At 64.2% G+C, this 16,922-nt stretch carries 12 protein-coding genes and 1 pseudogene; 7 read left to right on the forward strand and 6 right to left on the reverse strand.

Annotated features, from left to right (window positions below):
• Positions 1-31 precede the first annotated feature (31 nt).
• Both rsmH and mraZ read right to left on the reverse strand, forming a co-directional pair.
• Positions 32-1,036 (reverse strand): annotated as a pseudogene (gene rsmH, locus BG22_RS07755) (16S rRNA (cytosine(1402)-N(4))-methyltransferase RsmH); the annotation flags it as partial.
• Positions 1,036-1,554, reverse strand: coding sequence for a division/cell wall cluster transcriptional repressor MraZ (gene mraZ / locus BG22_RS07760; protein WP_094668224.1), 519 nt, complete (start codon positions 1,552-1,554; stop codon positions 1,036-1,038). The gene mraZ and the pseudogene rsmH, both read right to left, overlap by 1 nt.
• Positions 1,555-1,947: 393 nt before the next feature.
• Here mraZ and BG22_RS07765 point away from each other — a divergent pair, with 393 nt between their 5' ends.
• Together BG22_RS07765 and serA are read left to right on the forward strand one after the other, a co-directional pair.
• Complete coding sequence (locus BG22_RS07765; RefSeq protein ID WP_094668223.1) at positions 1,948-4,227, forward strand: AAA family ATPase; 2,280 nt, start codon at positions 1,948-1,950, stop codon at positions 4,225-4,227.
• Between the two features lie 9 nt (positions 4,228-4,236).
• Positions 4,237-5,436 carry a phosphoglycerate dehydrogenase gene (serA, locus tag BG22_RS07770; protein ID WP_094668222.1) on the forward strand — a complete coding sequence of 400 codons (1,200 nt, stop codon included), beginning with the start codon at positions 4,237-4,239 and terminating at the stop codon, positions 5,434-5,436.
• A gap of 133 nt (positions 5,437-5,569) precedes the next feature.
• On the opposite strand, the gene nrdR is transcribed toward serA, so the two are convergent.
• The gene (gene nrdR, locus BG22_RS07775) at positions 5,570-6,019 is read right to left on the reverse strand and encodes a transcriptional regulator NrdR (protein WP_094668221.1); all 450 of its coding nucleotides are present in this window, start codon (positions 6,017-6,019) and stop codon (positions 5,570-5,572) included.
• On the opposite strand from nrdR, the gene BG22_RS10870 reads away from it, so the two are divergent.
• The gene (locus tag BG22_RS10870; RefSeq protein ID WP_169834127.1) at positions 5,951-6,148 is read left to right on the forward strand and encodes a hypothetical protein; all 198 of its coding nucleotides are present in this window, start codon (positions 5,951-5,953) and stop codon (positions 6,146-6,148) included. The two genes, nrdR and BG22_RS10870, sit on opposite strands and share 69 nt — an antisense overlap.
• Before the next feature lie 44 nt (positions 6,149-6,192).
• Here BG22_RS10870 and BG22_RS07780 read toward each other — a convergent pair whose 3' ends face one another.
• Positions 6,193-6,603, reverse strand: a complete 411-nt coding sequence (locus BG22_RS07780) for a LysM peptidoglycan-binding domain-containing protein (protein WP_094668220.1) — start codon at positions 6,601-6,603, stop codon at positions 6,193-6,195.
• A gap of 147 nt (positions 6,604-6,750) precedes the next feature.
• Here BG22_RS07780 and lexA point away from each other — a divergent pair, with 147 nt between their 5' ends.
• Both lexA and BG22_RS07790 read left to right on the forward strand, forming a co-directional pair.
• Positions 6,751-7,482 (forward strand): transcriptional repressor LexA, encoded by a 732-nt coding sequence (lexA, locus tag BG22_RS07785; RefSeq protein WP_094668219.1) that lies wholly within the window; start codon positions 6,751-6,753, stop codon positions 7,480-7,482.
• A 181-nt stretch (positions 7,483-7,663) separates the two neighbouring features.
• The gene (locus tag BG22_RS07790; protein ID WP_094668218.1) at positions 7,664-8,623 is read left to right on the forward strand and encodes a cation diffusion facilitator family transporter; all 960 of its coding nucleotides are present in this window, start codon (positions 7,664-7,666) and stop codon (positions 8,621-8,623) included.
• A gap of 365 nt (positions 8,624-8,988) precedes the next feature.
• On the opposite strand, the gene BG22_RS07795 is transcribed toward BG22_RS07790, so the two are convergent.
• Together BG22_RS07795 and hflX are read right to left on the reverse strand one after the other, a co-directional pair.
• Positions 8,989-9,951 carry an L-lactate dehydrogenase gene (locus BG22_RS07795; RefSeq protein WP_094668217.1) on the reverse strand — a complete coding sequence of 321 codons (963 nt, stop codon included), beginning with the start codon at positions 9,949-9,951 and terminating at the stop codon, positions 8,989-8,991.
• A 362-nt stretch (positions 9,952-10,313) separates the two neighbouring features.
• Positions 10,314-11,792 (reverse strand): GTPase HflX, encoded by a 1,479-nt coding sequence (gene hflX / locus BG22_RS07800; protein ID WP_094668240.1) that lies wholly within the window; start codon positions 11,790-11,792, stop codon positions 10,314-10,316.
• A gap of 170 nt (positions 11,793-11,962) precedes the next feature.
• On the opposite strand from hflX, the gene BG22_RS07810 reads away from it, so the two are divergent.
• A complete protein-coding gene (locus BG22_RS07810; protein WP_094668216.1) occupies positions 11,963-12,619 on the forward strand; it encodes a class I SAM-dependent methyltransferase in 657 nt (218 codons plus the stop codon).
• Complete coding sequence (locus BG22_RS07815; RefSeq protein WP_140494641.1) at positions 12,609-16,748, forward strand: DUF3418 domain-containing protein; 4,140 nt, start codon at positions 12,609-12,611, stop codon at positions 16,746-16,748. The genes BG22_RS07810 and BG22_RS07815 overlap by 11 nt, the downstream gene beginning before the upstream one ends.
• The last annotated feature ends 174 nt before the right edge of the window (positions 16,749-16,922 follow it).

A 16,922-nucleotide genomic window follows, 5' to 3' on the forward strand; every position in this document is an offset into this window, starting at 1 on the left:
CTTTGTCGTCCGTATGGGGGCCCCTGCTCGGGTTCGGGTTCTCGGCGTCCTCGACAAAACAGGCACGCCAACGATCGGGGATCTCGCGGCTGAGCTCCACGGCCCGGAGACGTACGGACGCGGACCTCGGGTTGGACGCGATCTCCTGTTCATCCGCCTTGACGGCGCCACGGGTCAGTTCCTTGAAGAACGGCTGCGCGTCGGGCGGCACGATGGGCAGATCGGCCGGGGCGTCGATTCTGAGACCTTGCGCCATGAACGATTTGACGGTCTTGTCTTCCAAGGAATGGTAGGACTCCACCACCAGACGGCCGCCCACGGCAAGGCGGTTCGCGGCCTGCGGCAGCGTGGAGGCGAGCTTGTCCAGTTCGCCATTGACCTCGATGCGCAGCGCCTGGAAGACGCGCTTGGCGGGATTGCCCGCCGGACGGTGCGCCTGGGGCACCACTTCGTCGACCAGCGCATTGAGCTGCGCGGTGGTGGTGAAGGGCTCGCGGACGCGGCGGGCCACGATCTCGCGGGCGATCTGGCGGGAGAAACGCTCCTCCCCGTACTCCTTGAATATGCGCGTCAGTTCCTGGGCGTCATAGGTGGCGAGGATGCGTTCCGCGGTGAGCGGCTGGCTCACGTCCATGCGCATATCCAACGGGGCGTCATGCGAATACGAGAAACCACGGTCCGTCTCGTCGATCTGCAGACTGGAAAGGCCCAGATCCATGAATACGGCATCCACACGCGCGATGCCCCTGTCCGCAAGCACCTCGTCGAGCTGGTCGAAGGCGGCGTGCACGGGGGTGAAACGATCGGCAAGACCCTCCTGCCGCATGCGCTCGGTGGCCAGGCCCAGCGCCTCGCCGTCCCGGTCGATGCCGATGAGCCGTGCCTTGGGGGCAGCCTTGAGGAACGCCGTGGAGTGGCCGGCGAGACCCAGCGTGCAGTCCACGGCGATGGCGCCCTCGTGGTCCAACGCCGGCGCCATCAGCGCAACGCAGTCGGCCAGCAGCACCGGCTGGTGTATGGCGGTCACATCAATCATCAGAACTCAACCTCCGGCAACACATCATCGGCAATATCGGCGTAGCCCTCTTCCTTCTCGGCCAGATAGGACTCCCACGCATCCTTGTTCCACAGCTCGGCGCGCGTGCCCACGCCGATCACCACCACTTCGGAGCCGAGATGGGCGTAGTCGCGCAGCATCTGCGGCACCAGCACACGGCCCTGCTTGTCCGGCTCCTGGTCCACGGCGCCGGACAGGAACACACGCAGGTATTCGCGGGCCGCCTTGTTGCCCACCGAGGTGCGCTGGATCTGCGCGGCGATGCGGCGGAACTCATCGAACGGCAGCAGATAGATGCACCGCTCCTGACCGCGGGCCATCACCAGACCCTGGCCCAGTTGGGGGCGAAATTTGGCGGGCAGGGCCATACGGCCCTTCGCGTCGATCTTGGGGGTGTAGGTGCCCAGCAGGAGCGGCGGCAGACCTCCCATCAGGTCGGACAGCGCGGAACCCTCGGCCTTGGACTCGGCGTCCTGTGCCGGCCGCTCGTCGACCATGGTTCCACCTCCTTTGCCGCTCCTGAAGGGTATGGGACACCCAACGCCTCACCACTCTACCCCACACTTCCCCATTTTTCCCCACCCGTGCACGATTTGCTCACCTTTTCGGGTAAATCACATGGATTAGCGTGTCGGAGGGCGAGCCAATCACAGGTCAAGCGCGGACCGGCCACGGGCCGATCACAGACCAACCACAGACCGATCGCGAACCGACCGCGGCTCAACCGTGAACCGACTGCGGCCCAACCGCGAACCAACCATGCTGAGCATGGCCGGAATTCACCTGAACTTCACCCACGCTCTCCCCCGAACGCCGACCGACGTATGGGGTCTGCGGTAAATTTGAATGCCTTGAAGTTTTGACCCCACGGATTGGAATCGAAGAGAAGCATGTCAAGCTACGCCTCGCAACTGCATGAGGAACAACAGGCGGTGGACCGGGCTTACGGACGGTTGGACGATCTGCGCGCCGAGATGTGGCAGCGTCTGGACACCGTCCGGGCGGCGGGCTCCCATGGTTCGCCCACCCAACGCAGCGAGCGGGATTCCTTCGCCACCATGTACGAGAACCGTCTCACCCAATTGCGCAGCGTGGAGGACCGTTTGGTGTTCGGCCGTCTCGACGCCAAGGACGGCAGAAGGCACTACATCGGCCGCATCGGCCTGTCCAGCACCGACCACGAGCCCATCCTGACCGACTGGCGCGCCGAGGCCGCCCGCCCGTTCTACGAGGCGACGCCATCCAACCACGGCGACATCGTCATGCGTCGCCACATCACCCTCAGCTTCCGCGAGGTGGTGGGCGTCGAGGACGAAGTGCTCGACGTGCACTCCGATCAGGTAGGCAAGGCGTCCTCCGCCGGCACGCTGACCGGAGAGGGCGCGCTGCTGGCCTCGCTGAGCTCGCGCCGCACCGGCAAGATGACGGACATTGTGGCTACCATCCAGGCCGAGCAGGACCGCATCATCCGCTCCGACATGAACCGCGCGGTGGTGGTGCAGGGCGGCCCCGGCACCGGCAAGACCGCCGTGGCACTGCATCGCGCCGCCTATCTGCTGTACACACATCGTCGCACGCTGGAGCGTTCCGGCGTGCTGGTGGTGGGACCGAGCTCCACGTTCCTGCACTACATCGATCAGGTGCTGCCCTCCTTGGGCGAGACCGGCGTGGTCTCGCGCACCATCGGGGATCTGGTCCCCGGAATCACCGCCACCGGCTTCGACTCCCCGCAAGCCGCCAAGCTCAAGGGCGACCGCCGCATGGCTCAGGTGGTGGCCAACGCCATCGCCGCCCGTGTCCGCGTGCCTTCCAACCTGCCCACAGTGACCATCAGCGGCATCCAGGTGCCGATGCTCCCCGCCGACATCGAGCAGGCGCAGGCCGATGCCAAGCGCACCCGCCAGCCGCACAACAAGGCCCGCGAGACCTTCATCCGCTCCATGCTGTCGAACATGCAGGCCCGCTATGCCGAGCAGCTCGACTACACGCCGGACCAAGCGGAGCTCAACCGCACGATGTCGCTGCTGCGCATGAACGAGCAGGTGCGTAAGACCCTGAACCTGTGCTGGCTGCCGATGACCGGCCCTTGGCTCATCGACCAGCTGTTCGCCCATCCGGAGCGGCTCAAGTCGCTGGCCGGCTGGCTTTCGGACGAGGACGTGGCCGCGCTGGCCCGCCCCAAGGGCTCGCCGCTGACCCGATCCGACATCCCCCTGTTGGACGAGGCCATGGACCTGCTCGGCCCCGATCCCAAGCTGGTGGCCAAGAAGTCCGCCGCCGACGCCCGCAGGGCCGCCGAGGAGCAGTATGCGAAGGATACGCTGGCCGCCACCGGGCTCGGTCAGGGCATCGTCTCCAGCCAGATGCTGCTCGACCAAATGAACGGCGACGACAGTGAACTCACCTCCCAGCGCGCCGCCGCGGACCGCGAATGGACGTACGGCCACATTGTGGTCGACGAGGCGCAGGAGCTGACCGCCATGGACTGGCGCATGCTCATCCGCCGTTGCCCCTCACGGTCGTTCACCATCGTGGGCGATGTGGCGCAGACCTCGGCCCTCGGCGGTTCACGCCGATGGGACAAGACCATGAACCGTCTCTTCGGAGCCTCGCACTGGGATCTCAACGAACTGACCATCAACTACCGCAACCCCAAGGAGGTTTCGGAGCTCGCCTCCGGCTTCGCCCAGGGCGAGGGACTGTACATCTCTACCGTCAACGCGGTGCGCAGCGTGCACGATTCTGTCGCCCGTCACGTCGTGGACGACGGCAAGGCGCTCCTCTCCATGGTCGCCAACCAGGCGGTGCAACTGGCCAACCAGTTCGTATCGTCCGACGGCACCGGTCGCATCGCGATCATCTGCCCCGACGACCTAATCGCCCCGGTGCGCGCCGCCGTCGACCGACGTCTCTCCAGCCTGCTCGACCCCGCCGAATACCAGCGGCTGCACGATCAGCCCCAGTGGGACGAACAGGTGAGTGTCTGCGGCACGGAAACGGTCAAGGGTCTGGAGTTCGACGCCGTGGTGGTGGTCGAGCCCGGGCGCATCGCCGACAATGCGCCAAGCCGGCCCGTGGCGGCGTCGGATCTGTATGTGGCCATGACCAGGCCCACCCAGCGTCTGGTTATAGTTCGGACAAACGAGGACGAGAAGTCCCTGAACATCTAAGGTGGGAATATGCCCAAAGCATTGTTACTGGAAAACATTCATCCCGATGCGGCCGCTTCGCTGCGCAACAGTGGGTTCGAGGTCGAGACCATGAAGGGCGCGTTGAGTGAGGACGAACTCATCGACGCGCTGGATGGCGTCGATCTGGTCGGCGTCCGCTCGAAGACCAGCGTTACGGCCCGCGTGCTTGACGCGCGGCCGAACCTGACCGCCGTGGGATGCTTCTGCATCGGCACCAATCAGGTGGATCTCACGCATGCCGGCAAGCGCGGCATCGCCGTGTTCAACGCCCCCTACTCCAACACGCGTTCCGTCGTTGAACTGGTAATTTGCGACATCATCTGCCTGCTTCGCCGCGTGCCGGCCCACACCCACCACATCAAGCACGGCGTCTGGGACAAGTCCGCATCCGGCTCGCACGAGGTCCGCGGCAAGACGCTCGGCATCATCGGCTATGGCAACATCGGCTCCCAGCTTTCCGTGCTGGCCGAGGCTCTGGGCATGCATGTGGTGTTCTATGACATCGAGGAGAAGCTGGCACTGGGCAACGCGCAGCGCTGCGACACACTGAATGAGCTGCTGGAGCAATCCGACGTGGTGACGCTGCATGTGGACGGCCGCAAGTCCAACACCGGTTTCTTCGGCGAGGACCAGTTCGCCCACATGAAGCAGGACGCCATCTTCATCAATCTGTCCCGCGGATTCGTGGCGGATCTCGATGCTCTGAAGCGTCATCTCGACTCCGGCCATCTCTCCGGCGCCGCCGTGGACGTGTTCCCCGTCGAGCCGAAGAAGAGCGGCGACCCGTTCATCACCCCGCTGGCGGATGAGGACAACATGATTCTCACCCCGCATATCGGTGGCTCCACCCTGGAGGCCCAGGAGTCCATCGGCCACTTCGTGTCGCAGCGCCTCGAGGACTACTGGTTCAAGGGTTCCACCTCGCTGTCCGTGAATCTGCCGCAGATCAATCTGGGCGAATGCAAGGGCGTCTGCCGCATCGCACACCTCCATGACAATCTGCCCGGCGTTCTGGCTCGTGTGAACCGCGTGCTCGGCGAGGAGAACATCAACATCTCCTTCCAGTCCCTGGCGACTGAAGGCGAGCTCGGCTATGTGGTCACCGATGTGGCGCAGCAGCCCAGCGAAACCACGTTGGACGCATTGCGCAACATCGAGGGCACCATCCGCATGCGCGTCATCAGCTGACGGGTTGCCTTCGGGCGATGCCGCCGAATGATCTCGCTAGTCGAATGATTTCGATAAGGGTGTGGGCGGCAAGCTGCGATTCCTGCGGCTCGCCGCCCACACCCTTAGTTGGCCGACTTATTAGTTGGCCGACTTAATTGGCCAACTCGCGAAGCGCGTCGATGGCCTTCTGAAAATCCTCCAGACCCGAGAAGTTCTGGTACACACTGGCGAAACGCAGATACGCCACCTCATCCAAATCACGCAATGGCTTGAGAATGGCCTTGCCGACCTCATCCGAACTCACTTCGGCCAAGCCACGGGAGCGCAGGTCCTCCTCCACCTTCTGCCCAAGTTTCTTCAGGTCCTCCTCCTTGACGGGCCTGCCTTGACATGCCTTGCGCACGCCGGTGATCACCTTGTCCCGGCTGAACGGTTCCACACCGCCGGATCGCTTGGTGACCAGCAGCATGCTCGTCTCCACGGTGGTGAATCGTCTGTTGCACACCGGGCATACACGACGGCGACGGATGGAATGACCATCATCGCTGATACGGGTATCGATTACCTTGGTGTCTGGATTTTGGCAAAAAGGACAATGCATACTCTCCACAATAACGTGACCGGGCGGAAAAGCATCATATACGGCGGTTTCGCCATCACCGCCGGCGATAAGGCCTACGTCACGGCAACCGCCATCACCACGATTGCGACAGTCGTCCGCCACCGCTGATCGGACGATCCCAACAGGCGACAAACTCATCAGACGATAATCCATCAACCGACGACTTCCTCAACCGGTACGACGATTCGCTGCCCCACACGCAATGAGCCTGAATCAAGATGATTCAGACTGATGAGTTCATCCACGGTCTGGGACACATCCTCACCGGGTGGGGTGATGTGGGACGCATACGACCACAAGGTATCCCCTGGCTTCACGATGTAGCTGGTTACCTCAACGGGACCACCTTGCGATTGCGCCATCTGCGCGGTTCCAATACCGGCACCGATCAACGACAACACAAACGCCAGCAGCACCGCGATTCCTCGACCACCTCGCGACGGTCTATGCGTCCTCTGTGACAGCTCGTGCACGCCTCGTGACAACCCATGCACACGCCGCGATGGGCGCTTCTCATCCACATGCAATCCAACGGCACCGCCAGCGACTACCGAATTGGTCATATCAGCCCCTTCTCGAACGAACGTTCTATCGAACATCTGTTCTTATAGTGGCACATGTGTTCGAAATCGTCAACCACGACACTCGAACAGATGTTTGATTTTTGTGAACAAGCCGGTATGCTGGATACAGAGTGAAAGGAACCAGACGTGAGCACCATCCCCTTCTCCCCCAAGCAGCCGGACGAATCGTCGTTGACCGACCGCCAACGCAAGGTGTTGGATGCGATCCGCACGCATATCGCAGAACAGGGGTTCGCGCCGTCATTCCGGGAGATCGGCGAAGCGGCTGGGCTCAAGAGCCCCTCCTCGGTCAAGCATCAGCTTCAGGCACTGGAGGAGAAGGGGTTCATTCGCATGAACGCCAATAAGGGCCGCGCCATCGAGGTGGTCGTCGGCGATGCCGCCGTCACGCCGCCACGCAGTGCAGGCACAACGGCGGATTCACGCGAACAGGACGATGAAATCACCGCTGCGATATACCAGTTCCCCAGTGCATCCATCACCCAGTCGCAGGACATACCACTGGTGGGCCGCATCGCCGCCGGAGTGCCCATCACCGCCGAACAGCATGTGGAGGATGTCATGCGTTTGCCGGAGCGGCTGACCGGCACCGGCAAACTGTTCATGCTGGAGGTCCATGGCGATTCCATGGTCGACGCCGCCATCTGCGACGGTGATTATGTGGTGGTGCGCGAACAGCAGTCCGCGGTCAACGGCGACATCGTCGCCGCCCTGCTGGATGACGAGGCCACCGTCAAGACGTTCCGCAAAGACAACGGCCATGTCTGGCTGATGCCGCACAACCCGGCGTATTCCCCAATCGACGGCACGCACGCCACCATCATGGGCAAGGTCGTCACCGTGCTGCGCAAACTGTAACTCGCTGCGTAAACTGTAATGCACTAGGTCACACGAGCAGCACGCGAACGTCATCTCGTGCTATAGTGCCGAAAGAACGGAAACCCCGGCCGCAAGCCGGGGTTTCGTCGTATCCGGACCATACCGCGAATGGTATTGAGAAGCGGTTTCAACTGAAAACCGGAAAGGATCGCAATACACGATGTCCCATACCCATGCAACCCCAGCAGCAGCCAACGACCCGCGCGCCCATCAGCGCAGGCTCATGGCCACGTTATCGGTGACGGGAACGGTGTTTCTGGTCGAAGTGGCGGCGTCCTTCCTCACCGGATCTCTGGCGCTGCTGGTCGATGCCGGTCACATGCTCACCGACATGTCGGTGCTGATCGCCTCGACGATTACCGCCATACTCATGCGCCGCAAGCCAAGCAACACACGAACCTGGGGCTGGGCGCGACTTGAGGTGCTGACCGCGGCGGTAGGGGCGCTCGTACTGATGATTGTCGGCATCTACGCCTTGGTCGAAGCCGGCATGCGTCTGTTCGGCGGGTCCGCGAACGACGTCGAGGACGTGAACCTGCTGCTGTTCGTCGGCATACTAGGACTTGCGGCGAACGTCATCTCAATCTTCATCCTTGCCTCGCAGCGCGAGGACAACATGAATATGAAGGCGGCGTTTTTGGAGGTCATGAACGACGCGCTCGGCTCGGTTGCGGTGGTGACCTCGGCTCTGGTGATGCTGTCCACCGGGTGGAGTGGATTCGATGCGGTCGCCGGCGCGGTCATTGCATTGCTGATGATTCCCCGCGCCATCAAGCTGCTGCACAACGCGGTTCGTGTGCTGCTTGAGGAGACACCGAAAGGTCTTGATCTGGACGCCGTGCGGGCTCATCTCGAAAGCGTGCCCCATGTGGTCGCGGTGCATGACCTGCATGCCAGCACGGTGTCCACCGGCATGCCGATTCTCATGGCGCATATCGTCGTGGACAAGGGTCTGACCATGGAACAGGCTTCGACAATTCTCGAACAGCTCCAGGACTGCCTGCGCGAACACTTCCCCGTCTCGGTGCCCCACACCACCTTCCAACTCGAACCGGAAGGGTATCGTTCCCCTTCCGACGCCGAGATGCATCAGCCCACTGCCGCCGAACACGCCCACTGAGCACATCCGCTGAACACATCCAACCGGGCACATCCGCCAAACGCATCCGCTGAACGCGCACGACGACGGCTCATGCGCACCACGAACGGTCACGACGCAGGTCATATCGTCCGCCAGTGGTGACGGCCTCGTCGCCTGTATAACAAGGCTCTGTTACACCAGAATTGACTTGGATTCATCAGCGTAAGTTCTGGGTGAGTTGGCCCCTCAGGGAAGCCAACTCACCAGACTCGCCTCGTCTGCACCAGTCGATTGAACAGGACTTAACAAAAATGGTGAGGGCGTCGATCATCGAAATCGAGGCCCTCACCATCAATGAGGAACGAACCGTCACGCAGTCAACGCCATGCGTGACGACGGCTTCATCAGAAGCCGAACTTGGCGGCGGTTTCCTTCAGCGTCTCGGCGGAGCGCTTCAGAGCGGCGAGCTCCTTGTCGGAGACCGGGGTGTTGATGGCGGTGTTGACGCCGGTACGGTTGAGCAGGGTCGGCACGGACATGCAGATGTCGGAGATGCCGTGGAAGTCCTTGAGCATGGAGGACACCGGCAGGATGCGGTTGGTGTCGTGCAGGACGGCCTCGACGATGTCCACGCCGGACATGCCGATGGCGTAGTTGGTGGCGCCCTTACCGTTAATGATCTTGTAGGCGGCGTTCTTGACTTCCTGGTGGATTTCCTCGCGCTTGGCGGCATCCAGCGGCTCGTGGCCCGGCAGCGGGGTCCAGTCGCACATCGGAACGCCACCGATGGTGGCGGAAGCCCACAGCGGGACCTCGGAATCACCGTGCTCGCCGGCGATGTAGGCGTGAACGTTCTTGACGTTGACGCCGGTCTGCTGCGCGATCAGGAAGCGCAGACGGGCGGAGTCGAGGTTGGTGCCGGAGCCGAAGACCTGGTTCTCGGGCAGGCCGGAGATCTTCTGGGCAACGTGGGTGGCGATATCAACCGGGTTGGTGATCAGCATGTAGATGGCGTTCGGAGCAACCTTGACGAGGCCTGGAATGATGGCCTGCAGGATCTTCACCGTGGCGCCGACGAGCTCCAGACGGGACTGACCCGGCTTCTGACGCGGGCCGGCGGTGATGACGATCATGTCGGCGTCGCGGCAGATCTCGGGATCGTCGGAGCCGTCGATGGAAACGGTCGGGTAGAAGCTGGAGCCGTGCTGCATATCAAGCACCTCGGCCTCCACGCGCTCCTTGGCGATGTCCTCGAGCACGATCTCGCGGGCGATGCCACGCTGGGCGGCAGCGAAAGCAAGGGTGGAACCAACGGCACCGGCACCGATAATAGCAAGCTTCGTGGGCTTAACGGTAGTTTCCGCCATGATAGGTAAACCTCTCTTCAAAGGCGGTCTGCATAAGTGGCAGGCCTGATCGATTACGACTTCACTTTATAAGCCCAGCGAGACGTTTCCACATGCCGGATAGACCGCTTTTTATGCCCAAAACCCATATTCCATAAGGATTGTTAGCGCTCACACATAAAGTGTGATTTACCTCACTTTCCACCCCCGCAACAGGCCTGCCCGCAGAGGAAACGTTCACACCGAATGTTCCTCCAATGCTCCGACGACCGCAGACAATCGCGTGACTCCCGCAACCGGGATCGTATGCGCCCCATCGACCAACCCCTACCGACCAACCGCCACCGATCAACCGTCTCCGGCCGTCTCATCGCCGCCGACCGCTATCCGATGGACCGCTCGACCACCTGCGCCGCCAGATGCGAATCGACGTCGGCCTCGAGCATCACGCCGTCGTCACGGTACTCCACCTTGGTCACCATGCCGTATTCGCGCACGCGGGACAGCAGCGAGCCGGCCGTGTACGGCAGCAGCGCGTTGACGTGCACATGCGGCACCGGCAGCAGCGACTCCACGGCGTCGCGCAGCCCGTCCAACCCCTCACCGCTGAACGCGGAGACGATATGGGCCTCGGGCTCCAGCGAGGCCAGTCGCTCACGTGTGGCCCGGTCCACCTGATCGGCCTTGTTGAAGACCAGCACGCGTGGAATCGAGGCGGTTCCCTCGATGTCCGCAAGCACATCGTTGACGGCGCTGATCTGCGAGAAGGGATCGGGATGCGACCCGTCCACCACATGCAGAATCACGTCCGCCTCGGCCACCTCCTCCAGCGTGGACTTGAACGCCTCGATCAACTGGGTGGGCAGGCGCCGCACGAAACCGACCGTATCGACATAGGCGTAGAGGCGCCCGTCGCGCGTCCTGGCTCGCCGCACGGCCGTGTCCAGCGTGGCGAACAGCGCGTTCTCGACCAGCTCTCGCGAACCGGTCAGCCGGTTGGTCAGCGACGATTTGCCCGCGTTCGTATACCCCACCACCGCGACCGTGGGAAGGCCGAACCTACGGCGCGAACCACGTTTGATCTCGCGAGCGGGGGCCATCTCACGGATCTGCCGGCGCAGACGGGCGATGCGCGTGCGGATCACGCGACGATCCATCTCGATCTTGGTCTCACCGGGGCCACGGGAGCCGATGCCCGCATCCGCGCCGGCCGCGCGTCCGCCTGCCTGACGGGACAGCGACCCACCCCAACCGCGCAGACGGGGCAGCATGTATTCGAGCTGCGCGAGCTCCACCTGAGCCTTGCCCTCGCGCGAGGTGGCATGCTGGGCGAAGATGTCGAGGATCACGGCGGTGCGGTCCACCACCTTCACCTTGGCCGTGTCCTCCAAGGCACGGCGCTGCGAAGGTGCCAGATCGTCGTCCACGATGATGGTGTCGGCCTCCTCCCGCGCCACGATGTCCGCGATCTCGCGCGCCTTGCCGGAACCCACGTAGGTGGCCGCATCCGGCTTGAGGCGATGCTGCAGCAAGCCGTCGCACACCACGGCGCCGGCGGTTTCGGCGAGCGCCGCAAGCTCCCTGAGAGACTCCTCCGCCTTGGCCTGCGTCGTCTCGGCCGAGGACCACACCCCCACCAGCACCACGCGTTCGAGGCGCACCTTGCGGTATTCGACCTCGGTGACGTCCTGGAGCTCGCCGAGGCCCGCCACATGCTTGAGCTCGTTACGGGCCTCGCGCTCCTCCCATTCCTGATTGGCATCCTCATGCCAGCCGTCGGCGCGCCGCCCGTCATCGAGCAGCACCTCGGACTGATCGGCCAATACGCCGGACAACGCGGCGTCGGGTTCGGTGGGATTGATGTCGGTGTACTGATTACGCTGGTTGCGGTCGGTCAAGGGCGCCTCGGTCGGGTCGAAGGTTCACGATTCATCTATGGCACTTTATTATCATCAGGTGAGGTGACATGCCGGCGCAGGCATGCAGGAAACGACGAACCACACGCGGCGAACCCCGCGGAATAGGAGCAGACATGGCAGAACAGTATTTCTCCGCCGACCCCTCGTCCAAGGACGTCCGCCGCACGATGCATGTGACGCTGCGCGGCCATGAGGCGGATGTGCAGGTCTCGAACGGCGTGTTCTCCGCCAACCGCGTGGATCTGGGCACATCCGTACTGCTCAGGCAAGCCCCGGAGCCGCCGCTGACGGGCGAGTTCCTGGATCTGGGATGCGGATGGGGGCCCGTGGCCCTGGCCCTGTCCTTCGAGTCGCCGGAGGCCACGGTGTGGGCCGTGGACGTCAACGAGCGGGCGCTCGACCTGACCCATGCGAACGCCCAGGCCAACGGCCGCGCCAATATCCGCACGGCGCTAACGGACGAATCCGGCGCGCCCCTGCCAGACGACGCGCAGCCGGCCTTCGCCTCCACGATGCCCGGGGATCTCACCTTCGACACGATCTGGTCGAACCCGCCCATCCGCATCGGCAAGGAGGCGCTGCACACGCTGCTCATGACCTGGCTGCCGAGGCTCAGGAAGGGCGGAGCGGCGTATCTCGTGGTGCAACGCAATCTCGGCTCCGATTCACTGATCCCCTGGTTGGACGAGGCGTTGGGCGACGACTTCACGGTGGGCAAATACGCGAGCTCCAAGGGCTTCCGTATCATAGAAATCCGTCATGAAATTTGAGTATCCCTCTGAACTTCCGGTTTCCGCCGCGCGCCATGAGATAGCCGACGCGGTACAACACTCGCAGGTGGTCATCGTTTCGGGCCAGACCGGCTCCGGAAAGACCACGCAGCTGCCGAAGATCCTGCTCGAGCTCGGCCGCGGCACGCACGGCCGTCAGATTGTGCACACCCAGCCGAGGCGCATCGCGGCCCGCACGGTGGCCGAACGCATCGCCGCCGAAATGGGCGTGCGCCTCGGCGACGAGGTGGGCTATCAGGTGCGGTTCACCGACGAAAGCTCGCCGAATACCCGCCTGAGGGTGGTCACCGACGGCATCCTGCTGGCCCAGATCCAGCGCGACCCCACGCTGTCCAAATACGACACGATCATCATCGACGAGGCCCACGAGCGCAGCCTCAACATCGACTTCCTCCTCGGTTATCTGACGGCCCTGCTGCCCAAGCGCCGCGATCTGAAGCTCGTCATCACCTCCGCGACCATCGATTCGGTGAAGTTCAAGGAGCATTTCGAGCACGCGCTGCACGAGAAGGTGCCGGTGATCGAGGTGTCCGGCCGCACGTTCCCCGTCCAAGTGGTGTACGAGCCGCTGGGCACCGCACCGGCGCTCATGCGCGAGGTGCCGGGGTTCGCCGTGGGCGCCCGGCCCGGCGACGCCGACTACGAGGAGCTGGCCAACGCCATCGCCGAATCGGACACCGACCGGCCGCGTCGTGGCCGGGACAACGCCGATTACGCCGACGACGGCATCACGGACATGCCCACCGCCGTGGCCCGCGCCTGCGCCGAACTCGTCATCCACTCCTCGCACGAGCGCGGCCCGCGCGACATTCTGGTCTTCGCCTCCGGCGAGCGCGACATCCACGAGTTCGAGGCTGCGCTGCGCCACCATTACGGTCCGCGGGCGGAGGACATGCGCCGGCCGGACGCCATCGAGATCATGCCGCTGTTCGCGCGACTGTCCGCCGCGGACCAGCACAAGGTGTTCGAGTCGCATGTGCACCAGCGCATCGTCATCGCCACGAACGTGGCCGAGACGTCGCTGACCGTGCCGGGCATCCGATATGTGGTCGACCCGGGCACCGCCCGCATCTCCCGCTATTCGAAGACCGCGAAGGTCCAGAGGCTTCCCATCGAGCCAATCAGCCAGGCCAGCGCCGACCAGAGGTCCGGCCGATGCGGCCGTGTGGCCGACGGCATCGCGATCCGCCTGTATTCGCGTGAGGACTACGAGACCCGTCCGCGCTTCACCGAGCCGGAAATCCTGAGGACCTCGCTGGGCGCGGTGGTCCTCCACATGCTGTCGGTGGGCGTGGCCCGCACCGCCGAGGACGTCACCGACTTCGGTTTCATCGACCCGCCGGACATGAAGGCCGTCTCGGACGGCTTCAACGAGCTCACCGAGCTCAAGGCCATCGGCCGCAAACGCGGCGAGGTGACGCTCACCCATATCGGACGGCAGCTGGCGCGCATCCCGATCGACGTGCGTCTGGGACGCATGGTGGTCGAGGCGGCGCGCACCGCCTCCCCCAACACGCTGGCGGCCGTGCTGGTCGTGGTCTCCTTCCTGAGCCTGCAGGACCCGCGCGAACGTCCCGACGACAAGCGCGACGAGGCCGATCGCATCCACAACCGCTATGCGGACGAGACCAGCGACTACCTGACCGCGCTCAACATCTGGGACCGCGTGTTCCAGGCCGACGGCGATCCGAGCAACACCGCGCTCAGGCGCATCTGCAAGACCGAGTATTTCAGCTGGCTCAGGATGCGCCAGTGGAAGGATCTGGTCTCCCAACTGCGCCAAATGTGCAAGGAGCTCAAGTTCAACGTGGGCGACCCGCTGCCATCCACCCGTCCGGGTCTGGAGGTGCGTCAGCTACCGTTGAACCAGCAGGCGGCGCATTCGCTGTGCTGCGCATGGGATGCGGACGGCATCCACAAGTCGATGCTCGCGGGCCTGCTGTCGATGATGGGCATGCAGGTGGTGCGCGAACCCAAGGCCTCCGATTTCGCCGGCCTGTCCGGTGCGGCACGCGCCCGCGCCCTGAAGCGAGCCCAGAAGCAGTCGAAGAACGAGTATCAGGGTGCGCGCGGCACGCATTTCGCGTTGTTCCCGGCCTCGGCCGTGGCCAAGAAGACGCCCTCGTGGGTGATGAGCACGGAGCTCGTGGAGACCTCCCGCCTGTGGGCCCGGTATTCGGCGGCCATCGATCCGGCGTGGGCCGAACCGCTGGCCGGCCAGCTCACGCGCACCACATACGCCGAGCCGCACTGGTCCGGCTCGCGCGGCTCGGCCGTGGCCACGGCCCGCGTGCTGCTCTACGGTCTGCCGATCGTGCAGGACCGTACCGTGCAGTGGGGGCGCATCAACCCGCTCGAGGCGCGTGATTTCCTCATCCGCCAGGGTCTGGTCGAGGGCGATATCCAGCAACGGTTCAGCTATGACGACTTCGTCGGCGCCAACCGGGATATCCTCGAGGACGCCGCCGACGACGCGAGCCGCACCCGACAGCTTGCGGACACCGTGTCCGACGAGGATCTGTTCGACTTCTACAATGCCGTGATCCCGTCCGACGTCACGTCCGTGGCCGATCTGGCCAAATGGTGGAAGGGCGAGCATGAGGCGCATCCGGACCTGCTCACGTTCGACCCGTCGAAGGTGGAGCGTCTGGCCTCCAGCGATGCGGTGAGTCTGGACGACTACCCGGACCACTGGCATACGATGGGCTCGGACGGCCAGCCCATAGACCTGAGGCTGAGCTACGTGTACGACCCGGCCGATCCGGCCGACGGCGTGACCGTGCATGTGCCGCTGAAGGCGCTGTCGCGCATCAGCGCCGAGCAGTTCACATGGAATGTGCCGGGTCTGCTGGACGAGCTGATTCTGGCGATGATCAAGGCGCTACCGAAGCAGTTGCGCGTCCAGTTCGTGCCCGCCCCGGACGCCGCGCGCGCAATCCGCGATTGGATCGACGAGCATTACCCCGACCTGCCCGGCTCCGGCGATCGTCAGCGGCCGAACCTGCCGCCGGCGGACGAGAACGGCGACGCCACCGGATGGCCCGATCTCGCCCATGTGTTCACCAAGGCCGCCATCGCCACCGTGGGGGCGCAGATTCATCCCGAAGTGCTGGGCCCGGAGCTCATCGAACGTCTGTCGCCGTATCTCAAGGTCACCTTCTCGGTGGAACAGCAGCTGCCCGGCGGGCGCAACCAGCGCGGACGGCGTCATGACCGCGGCGCCATCAAGGTGTTGGGCACGTCCAAGGACCTCAAGGCGCTACAGCGCCGGTTCGCCGAGCAGGCCGAGGCCTCGGCACGGCAGATGGTGCGCAGGCAGGCCGATCAGGCCGGCGCGCAGGGCAAGCTTGTGCAACAGGCGAATCTGCTGCACAAGGCCGGCGCCACCACGGAGTCGCGGGCCACGATGCTCTGGCGTGGCGCGTTGGATGCGTTGAGGCTGCCGGCCGAACGCATCTCCTCGCGCTGGCTGGGCGCCGAGGCGCTGATGCTGGCATCCGCCCCGTACAAGTCCACCAAGGACCTGGTCGAGGACCTTCAGCTGGCCGCCGTCAAGCGGCTGTTGCCGAAGGTGGACTCGCTCGGCAGCGACGAGGCGTTGGCCAACGCCGTGCTGGACGTGCGCGAGGTCTACGAGGACACTGTCTATCAGGTGGCGCGCGACGTCATCGGCATCCTCAAGGCCTATGCCGAGGTGGACAAAGCCACGTCCGGCAAGGCCGACCTGCCGATGCTGTCGGTGCTGCAGTCGATTCGCGAGCATATCGCCACGCTGGTCTATCCCGGATTCATCGGGCGTACTCCCCCGGACGAGCTCACGTCGATCGGACGGTATCTCAAGGCCGACCTGAGCCGACTGTCCAAGGCGAAGATGGACAAGAACCGCGATGTGAAATGGGCATGGCAGGCTGACGAGGCCAAGCAGCTCGTAGACAAGGCCCTCACCCACGCCAAGGGCGAACCGGCGGGGCCGCGTCATGAGGCGCTGATGCGTCAGGCAGAGCAGGCACGCTGGATGCTCGAGGAGTTCTATGTGAGTCTCTGGGCGCAGGAGATCGGCACCAAGGGGCCGGTCTCGCTCAACCGCATCAGGAAAGCGCTGGCGTGAGCGGACGCGGGCATGGAGGCGGTACCGGCTCGTCGTCCGCCGGAAAGCGGAAGCAGTCAACGGCGGCCTCCCGGCAAGGCAAGGCCCGCGCGACCCGTACCGGGAACGCCGGAACCGTGCGGAAACGGCGACAAACTTCACGACCGAAATCATCGCGTCGCCGCCGTAAAGCCG

The organism is Bifidobacterium sp. UTBIF-78, from assembly GCF_006408945.1.
In the GTDB taxonomy this organism is placed as follows: Bacteria; Actinomycetota; Actinomycetes; order Actinomycetales; family Bifidobacteriaceae; genus Bifidobacterium; species Bifidobacterium myosotis.

Bases quoted from the DNA above. Each gene is read 5' to 3' on its own strand.
- BG22_RS07815 (WP_140494641.1), top strand. From the start codon at position 12,609: ATGAAATTTGAGTATCCCTCTGAACTTCCGGTTTCCGCCGCGCGCCAT.
- BG22_RS10870 (WP_169834127.1), top strand. From the start codon at position 5,951: ATGACCATCATCGCTGATACGGGTATCGATTACCTTGGTGTCTGGATT.
- serA (WP_094668222.1), top strand. From the start codon at position 4,237: ATGCCCAAAGCATTGTTACTGGAAAACATTCATCCCGATGCGGCCGCT.
- BG22_RS07780 (WP_094668220.1), bottom strand. From the start codon at position 6,603: ATGACCAATTCGGTAGTCGCTGGCGGTGCCGTTGGATTGCATGTGGAT.
- BG22_RS07765 (WP_094668223.1), top strand. From the start codon at position 1,948: ATGTCAAGCTACGCCTCGCAACTGCATGAGGAACAACAGGCGGTGGAC.
- mraZ (WP_094668224.1), bottom strand. From the start codon at position 1,554: ATGGTCGACGAGCGGCCGGCACAGGACGCCGAGTCCAAGGCCGAGGGT.
- BG22_RS07795 (WP_094668217.1), bottom strand. From the start codon at position 9,951: ATGGCGGAAACTACCGTTAAGCCCACGAAGCTTGCTATTATCGGTGCC.
- BG22_RS07810 (WP_094668216.1), top strand. From the start codon at position 11,963: ATGGCAGAACAGTATTTCTCCGCCGACCCCTCGTCCAAGGACGTCCGC.
- BG22_RS07790 (WP_094668218.1), top strand. From the start codon at position 7,664: ATGTCCCATACCCATGCAACCCCAGCAGCAGCCAACGACCCGCGCGCC.
- nrdR (WP_094668221.1), bottom strand. From the start codon at position 6,019: ATGCATTGTCCTTTTTGCCAAAATCCAGACACCAAGGTAATCGATACC.